Source organism: Acidimicrobiia bacterium, from assembly GCA_036271555.1.
Classification (GTDB): domain Bacteria; phylum Actinomycetota; class Acidimicrobiia; order IMCC26256; family PALSA-610; genus DATBAK01.
In genome coordinates this window covers 18,817-31,496 of record DATBAK010000085.1, presented here as the reverse complement: position 1 = coordinate 31,496, position 12,680 = coordinate 18,817, and the positions used below count along the sequence as shown (strand labels likewise).

Here is a 12,680-nt window from a genome sequence, read left to right as displayed (position 1 = left end):
TCACCTCACGACGCGCTGCGCGCCATCCCGGCCCGCTCGCCGCGACCCACGAACTTCGTGGCCATCTTGCGGCTGGCCTCGTCGATCATCTCGTCGCCGAACATCACCGCGCCGCGGCGCTCGCCCTCGGTCGTCGCCTTCTCGTACGCCTCGAGGAGATCGAACGCGTGGTCGAACTGCTCCTGCGTCGGCGTGTACACGTCGTTGATGACGCCGACCTGGTCGGGGTGCAACGACCACTTGCCGTCGTAACCGAGGATGCGCGTGCGCATGGCGTAGTCGCGCAGACCGTCGAGATCACGGATCTTGAGGTACGGACCGTCGATCACCTGGAGACCGTTCGCGCGCCCGGCCATGAGGATCTTCGAGAACACGTAGTGGAAGTGGTCGCCCGGGTACTCGGGGATCTGCACGCCGCCCGTGAGGACCGGCATCTCCGTCGACGCCGCGAAGTCGGCGGGACCGAAGATGATCGTCTCGAGTCGGTCGCTCGCGGCGCAGATCTCCTCGACGTTGATGAGGCCCTGCGCGGTCTCGATCTGCGCCTCGATGCCGATGCGGCTCTGCCGTCCGGTGACGCGCTCGATCTGCGTGAGCAGCATGTCGAGCGCCTGCACCTCGGCCGCGCACTGCACCTTCGGCAGCATGATCTCGTCGAGTCGCTCCGACGCTTCTTCGCACACGGTCACGACGTCGCGGTACGTCCACTCCGTATCCCACGCGTTCACGCGCACGCAGAGCACGGTCTCGCCCCACTCCTGCTCGTTGATCGCACGGACGACCTTGGCGCGCGCGGCTTCCTTCTCGAGCGGCGAGACGCTGTCCTCGAGATCGAGGAAGACCTGGTCGGCGCCGAGACCGGGCGCCTTGCCGAGCATCTTCTCGTTCGAGCCGGGCGTGGCGTGGCACGTACGGCGGGGCAGGTTGCGGGTGCGCTCCGACATGGGCGGAAGGGTACGGGTCGTGCCCGTCTCACTCCAACCCGGGACGGGTACGGTGCGAACGTGGCCGCTGCGACCCCGACGAACACGCTGCACGAGATCGCCGACGGGGTGCTCGTGTGGCTCCAGCCCGGCGGAGAATCCGGCGTCAGCAACGCCGGCGTCGTCATCGACGACGACGGCGTCACCGTCATCGACACGATGATGGTGCGCTCGCAGTGGGAGCCGTTCGCGGCCGCCGTGCAGGCGCTGCAGCGGCCGATCTCGCGCCTCGTGCTCACGCACGCGCACGTCGACCACGTCGGCGGCACGCGCGCGTTCCCGACACCGAAGGTGTTGGGTTCGCTGCAGACGAGCCAGCTGCTCGAGGGCGCGATGCCGATCGACGCGTACAAGTCGTTCATGCCCGCGTTCACCGACGAGTTCGACGACCTCGACGAGCTCGGCACGCGTCAGGTGACGCACCTCGTGACCGATGCCGCGCGACTCAGTGCGCGCGTCGAGGTGATCCCCGCGTCGGGTCACACGGCAGGCGATCTGCTCGTGCTCGTCGAAGACGCCGACGTGCTCTTCGCGGGCGACCTCTGCTTCTTCGGTGTGACGCCCCTCGCCTTCCAAGGTGATCCGCGCGCGTGGGCCGACGTGCTCGACGCGGTCGTCGGGCTGGCGACGACGATCGTGCCCGGGCACGGTCCGATCGGCGGCGAGCCCGAACTGCGCGCGCTCCAGGGTTATCTGCGCGCGTGCGTCGCGGCGAAGGGCGACGAGAACGCGATCCCGCCGGGCCCGTGGGACGACTGGCTCGAGCGCGATCGCGACGCGATCAACGTGCAGCGCGCCGCACTGCTCGCGCGCGGCGAGGACGTCATGCCGCCCGCGATGCTCAAGGCAATAGGGCTGCTCTGAGCCTGATGGTCGCGCTCGCTGTGCCCGCCGCTCCTGACGCCTCAGGTTTCGAGTCGGGCGGCGCCGCAGAGCGGCTTGCCCGCCGTGGCGGGGCCCGCGCTAGAGATTCGCTCTGAAGAACGCCTTCGTGCGGGCGTACGCCTGCTGCGTCGCTTCGGGCGCGTAGACCTCGGGACGCTGGTGGTTCGTGAACGCGTGCTCCGTACCGGGATACGTGAAGATCTCGACCTGCTTGCCGAGCGCGCGCAACTCGTCGGCGAACTGCGCGACCGCGTCGGGTGACGCGTAGTCGTCGTTCTCCGCGTAGTGGCCTTGCACCGGACCCGCCAGCTTCGACCATTCGGGAGTCGTCGCAGGAAAGCCGATGATCCCGTAGTACGGCGCGCACGCGCGCACCTTCTCCGGACGCAGCGTCGCGAGCCACAGCGCGAGCGCGCCGCCCGCGCAGAAGCCCATCACCGCGACACCGTCACTCGACACCGCGTCGTGCGCGGCAAGCACGTCGACCGCACCGACCATGTCCTTCGCGGCCTGCTCGAGATTCAGACCCATGAGGATCTTGCCGGCCTCGTCCGGTTCCTTCGTGACGACGCCGTGGTACAGGTCGGGTGCGAGGGTGACGAAGCCATCGGCCGCCCACGAGTCGCACGTCTCGCGGATCTGGTCGTTCAGGCCCCACCACTCCTGGATGATGACGACCCCGGGGCCGGAACCCGACTCCGGGATCGCGAGGTAACCCTGCGCGGTGCCGCCGTTGCTCCGGAAATCGATCATCTGGCCCATGAATCGGAGATTACCGGTCGGGCTCGCAAGCTTCGCCCCCATCGACGCCTCACGTAGCCGGTGCCGGCGGCCCGCACAGCGACCCGCCGGTTCTGGTCGGAACCGATGACCGCGCTCGCCTCCAGGTAGTTTCTCCGCCCGTGGCGAACAATCCCGATCCCTCGCTCCAGCTGACGAGCATCGCCGGTGTCACGCGCACGCTCGACGACTGGGCGACCGTGTTCAACCTCGCGATCGTGCTGCTGCCGCCACGACCCGAAGCCGCCGCGTGGGTGCCGGTCATCGATCGCATCTACGCGACCTTCGGCGATTCGGATGTGCGCACGACGGTGTGCGTGTCGGCGAACGAATCGATCGCGCGCCGCATCCTCGGTGACGCGGCCGATCGTTGGCTCACGTTCTGCGACCCCGACGGCGCGCTCGCGTCGTCACTCGCACTCGAACGACTTCCCGCGTTCGTGCATCTGCGACAGGACACGTCACTCGTGAACGTCGCGCAAGGTTGGAGTCCGAGCGAGTGGCAACGCGTCGCCGACGCGCTCGCGAAGAAAGAGCACTGGACGAGCCCGCAGATCGCGGCTGCCGGTAATCCGCGTCCAACTCCGGGTTGGGCGCTGAGCGCTTGAGCTTCGCAATATCGTCGACGCGGCGTTGCGTGATGAACGCGCGCTCATCTGGACACACATGATGTTCGAATGCGCGGCGCCCCAGGTCAGAGGCGAACTTCTCGCGATCGGCCCTTCAGTTCTCGATGTTCGTGCCGACAACTGCTAGGTTCCGCCAACGGGCCGAAGGACTGCGGTTGCGCAGCCACTGAGGCCCGTGTCTATTATTGAGGAAGATGTTGCGAACGGAACCGGCAATCCGCCACAACGTCGCCGCCCGCAAGCGCCCTCGGGGCCTCGGTCGGCTCAGTGTGCTTCTCGCGGTCGCGCTTCTCGGCGGCATGATCGCGCCGTTCGCGAACAGTGCGTTCGCGACCAGCCCGCTCGATCAGAAGCGCGCCGAAGCGTCGCACCTCGCGAACGAGATCGACGCGAACAACAACCGCATCGACGTGCTCGACGAGCAGTACAACGCGTCGGTGTTGAAGGTCGCGCAGCTGAACAAGCAGATCGCTACGGCGAAGGCGAGCTTGAAGACCGCGCAGCGGCACACCGATCACCTGCGTGACCAAGTGCGCTCGCGCGCCGCCGACCTCTACATGAGCTCGCGTTCCGGAACGCTCTTCCCGCAGCTCGACGCGAAGAACGCGCAGCAGGTCGCCTCGCGCACGACCTACACCGCCGCCGCGGCTTCGCACGACAGCACGTTGCTCTCGAGCCTGCGCACCGCGACCGCGCAGTTCAACTCGAAGCAGAAGTCGCTCACCGAAGCGCGCGACAAGGCGGCGACCGCGAGTCATCGACTCTCGAGCACGCGTGACGCGATCCAGTCGGCGAACTCGAAGGCACAGAACCTGCTCACGCAGGTGAAGGGTCAGATCGGCACGCTCGTCAAGCAGCAGCAGGAAGCCGAGGCCGCGGCGGCACGGGCCGCGGCACGCGCCCGGCTCGAGCACGAGGCCGAGCTCCAGCGCGAGCGGTCGTCCGGCGGTTCGTCCGGGCACTACGAGGCGCCGCCGACGAACCTGCCGCCGCCGAGCGGCCGGGCCGCCACCGCGGTGTCGGTCGCCGAAGCCCAGGTCGGCAAGCCGTACCGCTACGCCGCCGCGGGACCTTCGGAGTTCGACTGCTCCGGGCTCGTGATGTACGCCTGGGCCCACGCCGGCGTGTCGATGGTCCACTCGTCGGCCGGTCAGTACACCGAGTTCCCGCACGTGCCGATCAGCCAACTGGCGCCGGGCGACCTGGTGTTCTTCGGGAGTCCGATCCACCACGTCGGCATGTACGTGGGCAGGGGCACGATGGTCGAGGCACCGCATACCGGTGCGTTCGTGAAGTACTCGAGCATCTACCGCGACGATTACACCGGCGCCGCACGTCCCTGACGTCGAGCGCGAGCGAGGTTCGCTTCGGCGCGCCGTAGGCTCGGCCCGATGACCGCGACCGAACGTTCGCCGGCACGCCCGCCGGCACCGGTCCGCCTCACGCGCTTCTCGCACGGCGCGGGCTGCGGCTGCAAGCTCTCGCCCGCGGACCTGCGCACGGTGCTCGGTCTCGTTCGCACGCCGCCCGCCGCGGACACGGATCTGCTCGTCGGCTTCGAGACCGCAGACGACGCCGCCGTCTACCGCTTGCGCGACGACCTCGCGGTCGTCGTCACCACCGACTTCTTCACGCCGATCGTCGACGACCCGTTCGAATGGGGCCGCATCGCCGCGACGAACGCGCTCTCCGACGTCTACGCGATGGGCGGCACACCGACACTCGCGCTCAACCTCGTCGCGTGGCCGCGTGAGGGTCTCGACTTCGCGTTGCTCGCGCGCGTGCTCGACGGCGGCGCGACCGCGGCAACCGACGCCGGTTGCGTGATCGCGGGGGGCCATTCGATCGACGACGCGGAACCGAAGTACGGGCTCGCGGTCGTCGGCACCGTCCATCCGGACGCGATCCTCACGAACCGCGCCGCGCGCGCCGGCGACGCGCTCGTGCTCACGAAGCCGATCGGACTCGGCGTGCTCGCGACCGCGCTGAAGCGCGACGGCGCAACCGAAGCCCATCTCCGCGATGCGATCACGGTGATGACGACGTTGAACGCCGGCGCGCGCGACGCCGCGCTCGAGGTCGGCGTGCACGCGGCCACCGACGTGACCGGCTTCGGTCTCGCCGGTCACCTGCTCGAGCTCGTGCGCGGGTCGGGCGTCGGCGCCGAGATCGATGCGACGGCGGTGCCGGTGATCGACGGCGTGCGCGAGCTCCTCGCCGCCGGCATGGTCGCGGGGGGAACGCAACGCAACCACGCGTTCGTCGACGACGCGGTCGACTGGGGTGCACTGTCGCTCGACGAGCAGTACCTGCTGGCCGACGCGCAGACGTCGGGCGGGTTGCTGCTGTCGGTCGCACCCGAGCGCGCCGACGCGCTCGTCGCCGCGCTGCGCGCACGCGCGACGCCGGCCGCCGCGATCATCGGGCACACGACCGCGGCGCACGCGGGCACGATCTGCGTCCGTTGAGCGCTCTCCCAACCGACCGCGCGGCCCGCACTTTGCGACCGTGAGTGCCCTGAAGGGATACGGAAGGTCGCAAGGTGGCGCGCGCGGCGAGCGCGGTCGAGGAGCGCGTCGGCGGTGCGGACCAACTCGTCAACCGATGTCGTCGGGGGTGTTGCCGAGGAGATAGCGCGGGCCGGTGCCGAGCGCCGCGGCCGCGTCGTCGCGGTTGTAGAGCGCGCACTCCTTGAGCGAGAGGCAGCCGCAGCCGATGCACGAGTCGAGGTCGTCGCGCAGTCGCTGTAACACCGCGATCTGCTCGTCGAGCTGCGGCCGCCAGGCACGCGAGAGCCGCGCCCAGTCGGACTTCGTCGGCGTGCGGCCCGCAGGAAGCTGGTCGAGCGCGGCCCGGATCTCGTCGAGCGTGAGCCCGACGCGCTGCGCGACCCGCACGAAGGCGATGCGCCGCAGCACGTCGCGGTGGAACCGGCGCTGACCGCCGTCGCTGCGGCGTGCGGCGATCAGCGCCTCCTGCTCGTAGAAGCGGATCGCCGAGACCGCGACACCGGTGCGGTCGGCGACCTCGCCGATGGAGAGCTCGTCGGAGGTCATCTCGTGACCCTACGGCCGCGAGGCCTTGACCTCAAGTGAGCTTGAGCATTTAGGGTGCGACCCATGCCGACGCCGCAGACTGTGACCACGGCCGCCGACCTATCGGGAATCACACCCGACGCCGTGCACCGCGAGTACCGCGACCGCGGGATCGCGGAATGGGACGACCACCAGCTCGTCGCCGCCGCCGGCCGCGTGCTCGCCGTGCCGCGCGCCGCACCCGCGGACTCCTTCGTCCTGCACGCGCCGCTCGAGTTGATCGGGCGCGCCGCATTGCTGCCGCACGTCGCGCCCGGCGCACGCGAGCAGGCGCGTGCCCGCATCGTGCAGTTGGGCGCGGCGTACGAGGCCGCGGGCGAACCCGTCGCCGACCCGGCGTCGATCTCGGTGCGCCCGCTCGCCACGCTCGCCGCCGATCTCGTCGCCGCGATCGGCGCGGGCGACCTCGATGCGGTCGACCGGTTCGCAACCCAGCTCGGCGTGCAGGCGAAACCGCACGACCTCGGGCGCCTGCTCGGCGAGGCGCTGACGCCGGCGCTCGGCGCGGCGGGGCACGCGCCGATCCTCCTGCATCACTTCCCGCGCGTCGCGCTCGCGAGCGGCGTGACCGTCGAGGTCGTGCGGGGCCCGGCCCGCGAGATCGCGCGCCACCCCGACTGGCGCATCACGTGGCACGACGCGACGGAAGCCGCGAGTGACAGACCCGCCTTGCTCGACGCGCTCGTGCAGACGCCGTCGCTCGGCCTGCCCGGGAACGACTTCATCTACCCGCTCATGCACCAGGTCGAGGAAGCCGGCGTCGCCGCGTCGCTGCTCACCCACGCGGTCGACTCGCCGATCGACGTCGCGTGGGCGCGGCGCGACATCGCGCGCGTCGCCGCGTGGTCGATGCTGCAAGAACCGTCGACCTACGCGCCCTACGGGTGGACCCACTGCCTCACGATGGCGCAGGCCGTGATGGGACTCGCGGGCGGTGCCGTCGCGGCGCGCACGGCCGTCGCGGTCGCGGGCACGTTCGTCGCGGGCTTCCGCGCCGGGCTCGGTGCCGTGACCCTCGATCCCGAGTGGCGACCGCCGCGCCCGTCGACGCGCACGCTCGCCGACGCGATCGAGACCGGGCCCTCGCAAGCCGCTGCGTACGTGTGGCATTCGTCGGAGGACGCGCGGGCGGCGATCACGAGCGAGCTCGTCACGCGCGCCGCGGTGCACCACGACGCACACCTCGTGAAGTACACGCACGCGTGCCTCGATGCCGCGGCCGACGAGCCCGCGGCGCGCCGCCTCTACCTCGCCGCGGCCGCCTACCTGTCGGCCTGGTGGGCGCGGCAATCCGACGACGGCTTTTTCGGCGGGTGGCAACGGGTCCCGCATCAGCGCGCGAGCGGAGCGAGCGGCGCGACCTCGGTCGGCGGCTGACGCGTCAGCAGCGGCGAGCGGAGCGAACGCGACCGGCGGTCACGGAATGACGAGCATGCCGAGCTCGGCTTCGAGCTGCTGACGGGACTTCAGGCCGAGCGACGAGCGCTCGAGCCGGCCGTTCCGGAACAGCCCGATCAGCGGGATGCTCTGCACGTCGTACTGCTGCGCGAGCGCGGGCTCCTCGTCGATGTTGACCTTCACGACCTTGTAGGAGCCGTCGCGCATACGCGCGATCTGCTCGACGATCGGCGACACCTGCCGGCACGGTCCGCACCACGGCGCCCAGAAGTCGACGATCACGGGCTGCGACGACTCGAGCACCTCGCGCGGGAACGTGGCGGTCGTGACCGACGGCACCGCCTCGACCGGGTCGTCGGGAACCGGCTCGTCGGGCCGCTCCCCCGCCGCGACACCCTCCATCCACGTGCGCGCGTCGCGCAGCTCCTCGAGCGCGACCTGATGCTCCATCGGGTACTCGCGGAACACGACGGGTACAGCGGCGCCCCGCAGCGCGCGCGCGAGCGCGCGCGACTGCTTCACGGGGATCATCGGGTCGTGCGTGCCGTGCGCGACGAACACGGGGGTCGACGCGGCTGCGGCGTCGTCGATCTCCAACCCGTCGAGCGCGGGGAGCAACGGGCTCATCGCGAGCGCACCCGCAGGATGCGCAGACGCGCCCGCGCGCAGCGCGAGCGCGATCGCGAGCCCGCCGCCCTGGGAGAAACCGCCGACGATCGCCTCCGAACGCGCGAAGTCGTGCTCCGCGCAGCTTGCATCGAGCAGCTCGTCGAGCGAGTCGAGCACATCGTCGAACGCGGCCGCGTTCGGCGGCGCCGACATGTCGTACCAGGAGAAGCCGGGCGCGCCCGGCGCCGCCAGCGGGCCGCGCGGCATGACCGCGACGAACTCGCCGTCCGGGTCGAGATACGTGAGGAGCCCACCGAGGTCGCGCTCGTCGGCGCCGTAGCCGTGGATCAGCAACAGCACCCGCCGGGCGCCCGAACCGGCGATCACATTGGTCACGAGCGACATGCGCGAGCCTCCTGGAACGACCTCCCGCTCACGCTACCGGCTCGCGATGGGCCCGAAATCACGGGGCGGCGGGCGCCGCGCCGGTCAGTCGACCGAGACCGTGAACGGTCCGGCGTCGTCGCTCGCGGCACCGAACAGGCCGGCCGAGTTCGCGGCGCGCACCGAGTACGTGAACGAGGTGGTCCCGGTGGGTGGGGTACCGCTCAGCGCGCCGGTGCCGGGATCGATCGTGAGCCAACTCGGCGCGGTGTCGAGCGAGTACGTGGGCGCGGGATCGCCGGCGGCGTGGAAGTGATAGCCGTAGTGCGCGCCGACCGACGCGGTGAGCGGAGGGTCGGCATGCTTGAAGTTCGGCACCCACCCGGTCGCGATGACCGGTCCGTGGTCGATCGCCGAGCCGCACTCGTTGGCGGTCACCGCGTCGAACTGATACTGCGTGTGCGCGACGAGGTGACGGAACGTCGCGCGCGATCCGCTCTCGGTCGGTCCGCCGACGAGCGTGATGGCGACCTTGATGTGGCCGGTCTCCAACGGCGGCTTCGTCATCACGGACCACGCGACCGCCACCTTGATCGCGTGCTGGTGCACCTGATCTTCGATGTAGGCGTTGCTGAACGACTGCGGGCCCGGGCGTTGCGCGACGTCGACCTGCACGGTCGCGGGCGCCGACGTGCCCGCCGCGGTGACGGTCGAGATCTCGAATTGGTTGTTGCCGACCTGCGCGTCGAAGGGCAGGCTCGTGGGAGCGGCCGGAAGGTCGAGCGTGCGGCTGAACGGCGGGTCGGTCATGCCGTTGACGAACCAGTGCACGTGGTACCCGGTGACCGGATCGCCGCCGGTGTCGGCGGGGGCATCCCAGCGCAACGTGTCGCGGTCACCCGTGCACGAGTGCCGCGGATGCGGAACCGTGACCTGCAGGTTCGTCGGCGGAGGCGGGGCCGTCGCCGCCGAGCTCGCCGCCATCGGCAGCAACATTCCGGTGGCCATCGCGACAGCCGCGCTCACGAGCACGAAAGGCTTGCGCATCGCACGCACGTCCCCACTCCTCTCGCCAACCGACGCGCGTTCCGCGCGTCCGGGGCATCATGCCCCACGCGTCACGATGGGGCGAGCGCGGCACCGAAGGCGGCCGCGACGGCGTGACCCTGCGCGACCGTGATCTTCGAGCTCGGACCGATCGTGGGTGTCGACGCGAGCGCGGACGCGACGTCGGCCACGGTCGCACCATTCGCGCGCGCGACGTTCGTGACCGCGGCATTGAATGCGACGGCGCAGGGGACGCCGTCCGGAAGGTTGCCGACGGCCACGCGCGCACCCGAGTCGCGCAGCGGCTTCACGAGCGCGGTGAGTTGCGGCGTGAACATCGTCGCGGTCGTGTCGGTCGTGCAATCGCCGCGGGTGGGCCCGAGCCAGATCGCCGCGGCCTTCGCGTGCTGTTCGAGCGCAACCGGAAGCTGGAGCGTGACGGCGTCGTCGATCGGCAACGGATCGTCGGACAGATTGATGAGCACGGTCGAGAACGGGAACGAATCGCGGAACACCACCTGCGGCCAGGCGTCGCGAAGGTTGTCGGCGAGACCGGAACCGAGGCCGGCGGTCGAGCCGAACGCGACGAACACCTCCTGCGCGGCCGTGGCGGTCGTGGGCGCGGCGAGGCCGCCGCTCGACGACGCGTGCGAGCAGGCCGCGAGCGCGACCGCGACCGTGAGCACGACCGCGAGCGCCGCCGGCGCGCGACGCGTCACCGGTCGCCCATCGCCTGGCGCGCGGGCAGCTGCGCGGCGCGCTGCGCGGGAACGGTGCCGGCGATGAGCGCGATCGCGGTCGCGCCGACCACGCCGCCGACGAGGATCACGGTCGGCACTCCGAGGGTGACGCCCGCGAGGCCCTCCTTCGCGAGATAGCCGTTCACCACGCCCGCGAGGGCGCGCGCGGTCAGCCACCCGGCGACCGTGCCGATGACGCCGCCGATGCAGCCCAGCGTCGCGGCCTCGAGGAGGAAGATCCGGCGAACGTCGCGATCGCGCGCGCCGATCGCCTTCAGCACGCCGATCTCCCGGCGCCGCTCGCGCACCGCCGCGAGCATCGCGTTCGCGATCCCGAGCGCGGCGATCACGAGACCGATGAGGCCGATGCCGGCGAGCACGATCTCGACGACGTGCACGTAATGCTGCACCGACTCGATCAGCGTCTCGGGCGCGCTGGTCGAGAACCCGACGTTGGTGATCTCCGCGCGCACCGACCCGACGTGGCCCAGCGAGCTCGCGATGACGAACAGCGCGGAGTAGGGCGACGCGTTACCGCCGAAGATCGCCGCGCTCGGACCGGTCAGGGTCCAGCGGCGCGCCGCCTGCGCGACCGCGATCGGGACGACGAACTGCCCGCCGCTGAGCTCCTGCGCCGCGACGCCGACGATCTCCATCCGCGTCCAGCGGGCACGCAGGCTCGAGTGGCGCAGCGTCGCGCCGCCGGACTCGTCGAAGAAGCGCGGCGCGCCGAACTGGAGGTGGAGGCCGAGGAGGCTCGGCGCGTCGGCCTTCGAGAGACCGAACCGGGCGAGGAACCCGTCGGTCACGGCGACCTCGGTCGTCGAGCCCGGCGCGGGGAGGCGCCCGGCCTCGAGCGCGACCGGAACGTCGTTCGTACGCGCGAGATCGACACCGATGAGCTCGTCGCTGATCAGCGACGAGCCGCCCGAGGCGGTGCCCGCGCGCCGACGCGCCCCGGCCCGCCGGCGTGACGTCGTCGTGCGCTTCGGCGCCGGCAGGTTCGTGGGCCGGAGCACCTGGATCGGTGTGACGACGACCGGCACGACCGCGCGCACGTCGGGCAGCCCGGCGATGCGGTGGCGCGCGGCGTCGTCGATCGCGCGCGGCCTCCCCGTCGGCGGATCGTCGGAGTCGAGCGACCCGGGGTCGGGCGCCGCCGCGTCGACGCGGATGCCGGTGAGCGGACCGCCGCGACTCACGTCGTCGAGCACCCGCGTGCGCGCGGCGCTGCCCGCGATGAGCAACGACGAGAGCAGCGCGGCCGCGAGCGCGACCGCGAGCACGGTCAACACCGCGCGGCCGAGCCGGCGCGTGACGCTGCGCGCTGCTATAGCGATCGCGTCCCGATAGCTCACTGCAGGCGACCCTGATCGAGCCGCAGCACGCGATCGGCGCGTGCGGCGACCGACGCGTTGTGCGTGACCACCACGAGCGTGCACGCGTGATCGTCGGGCAGCGCCGTGAGCAGATCGAGCACGCGCGCCGCGGAATCGTCGTCGAGGTTGCCCGTCGGCTCGTCGGCGAGCACCAACCGGGGCCGGTTCGCGAGCGCGCGTGCGATCGCGACGCGCTGGCTCTCGCCCCCGCTGAGCGCGACCGGCCGATGATTCGCGCGGTCGGCGAGCCCGACCGAGTCGAGCAGCTCGCGCGCCCGACGCGTCCGGCTCGCGCCGCGGACCGCGGCGAACGTCAGCGCGAGCTCGATGTTCTCGAGCGCGGTGAGCGAACCGAGCAGGCCGAAGTCCTGGAAGACGAAGCCGACGGTCGTGCGGCGGTAGTCGGCGAGCGCGTTGCCGGTGAGCGACGCGAGGTCGGTCTCTCCCACGCGGACCGAGCCCGACTGCAACCGTTCGAGCCCGCCGAGGATCGAGAGCAGCGTCGTCTTCCCGGAGCCCGAGCGACCGGTGACCGCGATCAACTCCCCCGCGTCGACCGACCAGTCGAGGTCGTCGAGCACGCGCAGCGGCTGACCGTCGAGGCGGTACTCGTGACGCAGGCCGCGCACCTCGATCCCGACCGCGTCCGGGCGCGAACCGTCGGCGCGCGGAGGATCGGACACGGTTCGGACCACCGTCGCGACCGTACCCGTCGCCCTGCGACGCCCGACATCGGGGTCTCAGGGCAGTC

Annotated in this window: 13 protein-coding genes; 5 read left to right on the top strand and 8 right to left on the bottom strand. The window is 71.3% G+C overall.

Translation table 11 applies throughout. The annotated features are described in order from the left end of the window. Nucleotides 1–5: 5 nt before the first annotated feature. Nucleotides 6–944 carry a CoA ester lyase gene (locus VH914_19515; protein ID HEX4493402.1) on the bottom strand — a complete coding sequence of 313 codons (939 nt, stop codon included), beginning with the start codon at nucleotides 942–944 and terminating at the stop codon, nucleotides 6–8. Between the two features lie 60 nt (nucleotides 945–1,004). Here VH914_19515 and VH914_19510 point away from each other — a divergent pair, with 60 nt between their 5' ends. After that, nucleotides 1,005–1,847, top strand: a complete 843-nt coding sequence (locus tag VH914_19510; GenBank protein HEX4493401.1) for an MBL fold metallo-hydrolase — start codon at nucleotides 1,005–1,007, stop codon at nucleotides 1,845–1,847. A gap of 99 nt (nucleotides 1,848–1,946) precedes the next feature. Here VH914_19510 and VH914_19505 read toward each other — a convergent pair whose 3' ends face one another. Continuing rightward, a complete protein-coding gene (locus tag VH914_19505; protein HEX4493400.1) occupies nucleotides 1,947–2,630 on the bottom strand; it encodes a dienelactone hydrolase family protein in 684 nt (227 codons plus the stop codon). 140 nt (nucleotides 2,631–2,770) lie between these two features. Between VH914_19505 and VH914_19500 the strand changes: the two genes are divergently transcribed. The 3 genes from VH914_19500 to selD all read left to right on the top strand — a co-directional run bounded on the left by VH914_19500 (nucleotide 2,771) and on the right by selD (nucleotide 5,745). Beyond that, nucleotides 2,771–3,256, top strand: a complete 486-nt coding sequence (locus VH914_19500; GenBank protein HEX4493399.1) for a hypothetical protein — start codon at nucleotides 2,771–2,773, stop codon at nucleotides 3,254–3,256. A gap of 215 nt (nucleotides 3,257–3,471) precedes the next feature. Beyond that, a complete protein-coding gene (locus VH914_19495; protein HEX4493398.1) occupies nucleotides 3,472–4,620 on the top strand; it encodes an NlpC/P60 family protein in 1,149 nt (382 codons plus the stop codon). 48 nt (nucleotides 4,621–4,668) lie between these two features. Further along, nucleotides 4,669–5,745 carry a selenide, water dikinase SelD gene (gene selD, locus VH914_19490; GenBank protein ID HEX4493397.1) on the top strand — a complete coding sequence of 359 codons (1,077 nt, stop codon included), beginning with the start codon at nucleotides 4,669–4,671 and terminating at the stop codon, nucleotides 5,743–5,745. A 129-nt stretch (nucleotides 5,746–5,874) separates the two neighbouring features. On the opposite strand, the gene soxR is transcribed toward selD, so the two are convergent. Then, nucleotides 5,875–6,333 (bottom strand): redox-sensitive transcriptional activator SoxR, encoded by a 459-nt coding sequence (gene soxR, locus VH914_19485; GenBank protein HEX4493396.1) that lies wholly within the window; start codon nucleotides 6,331–6,333, stop codon nucleotides 5,875–5,877. Between the two features lie 63 nt (nucleotides 6,334–6,396). Between soxR and VH914_19480 the strand changes: the two genes are divergently transcribed. After that, nucleotides 6,397–7,749, top strand: coding sequence for a hypothetical protein (locus tag VH914_19480; GenBank protein HEX4493395.1), 1,353 nt, complete (start codon nucleotides 6,397–6,399; stop codon nucleotides 7,747–7,749). A gap of 39 nt (nucleotides 7,750–7,788) precedes the next feature. Here VH914_19480 and trxA read toward each other — a convergent pair whose 3' ends face one another. The 5 genes from trxA to VH914_19455 form a co-directional block, all read right to left on the bottom strand. Continuing rightward, the gene (gene trxA, locus VH914_19475) at nucleotides 7,789–8,784 is read right to left on the bottom strand and encodes a thioredoxin (protein HEX4493394.1); all 996 of its coding nucleotides are present in this window, start codon (nucleotides 8,782–8,784) and stop codon (nucleotides 7,789–7,791) included. Between the two features lie 84 nt (nucleotides 8,785–8,868). Next, nucleotides 8,869–9,810: a putative Ig domain-containing protein gene (locus VH914_19470; GenBank protein ID HEX4493393.1), complete on the bottom strand. Its 942-nt coding sequence runs from the start codon at nucleotides 9,808–9,810 to the stop codon at nucleotides 8,869–8,871. Between the two features lie 71 nt (nucleotides 9,811–9,881). After that, complete coding sequence (locus tag VH914_19465) at nucleotides 9,882–10,529, bottom strand: SGNH/GDSL hydrolase family protein (GenBank protein HEX4493392.1); 648 nt, start codon at nucleotides 10,527–10,529, stop codon at nucleotides 9,882–9,884. Then, complete coding sequence (locus VH914_19460) at nucleotides 10,526–11,908, bottom strand: ABC transporter permease (GenBank protein ID HEX4493391.1); 1,383 nt, start codon at nucleotides 11,906–11,908, stop codon at nucleotides 10,526–10,528. Before VH914_19460 ends, VH914_19465 begins: the two co-directional genes overlap by 4 nt. After that, nucleotides 11,905–12,624 (bottom strand): ABC transporter ATP-binding protein, encoded by a 720-nt coding sequence (locus tag VH914_19455; GenBank protein HEX4493390.1) that lies wholly within the window; start codon nucleotides 12,622–12,624, stop codon nucleotides 11,905–11,907. Before VH914_19455 ends, VH914_19460 begins: the two co-directional genes overlap by 4 nt. Nucleotides 12,625–12,680: the final 56 nt, after the last annotated feature.

Coding starts and splice junctions, on each gene's coding strand:
- VH914_19515 (HEX4493402.1), bottom strand. CDS start 944: ATGTCGGAGCGCACCCGCAACCTGCCCCGCCGTACGTGCCACGCCACG.
- VH914_19505 (HEX4493400.1), bottom strand. CDS start 2,630: ATGGGCCAGATGATCGATTTCCGGAGCAACGGCGGCACCGCGCAGGGT.
- VH914_19495 (HEX4493398.1), top strand. CDS start 3,472: ATGTTGCGAACGGAACCGGCAATCCGCCACAACGTCGCCGCCCGCAAG.
- selD (HEX4493397.1), top strand. CDS start 4,669: ATGACCGCGACCGAACGTTCGCCGGCACGCCCGCCGGCACCGGTCCGC.
- soxR (HEX4493396.1), bottom strand. CDS start 6,333: ATGACCTCCGACGAGCTCTCCATCGGCGAGGTCGCCGACCGCACCGGT.
- VH914_19480 (HEX4493395.1), top strand. CDS start 6,397: ATGCCGACGCCGCAGACTGTGACCACGGCCGCCGACCTATCGGGAATC.
- trxA (HEX4493394.1), bottom strand. CDS start 8,784: ATGTCGCTCGTGACCAATGTGATCGCCGGTTCGGGCGCCCGGCGGGTG.
- VH914_19470 (HEX4493393.1), bottom strand. CDS start 9,810: ATGCGCAAGCCTTTCGTGCTCGTGAGCGCGGCTGTCGCGATGGCCACC.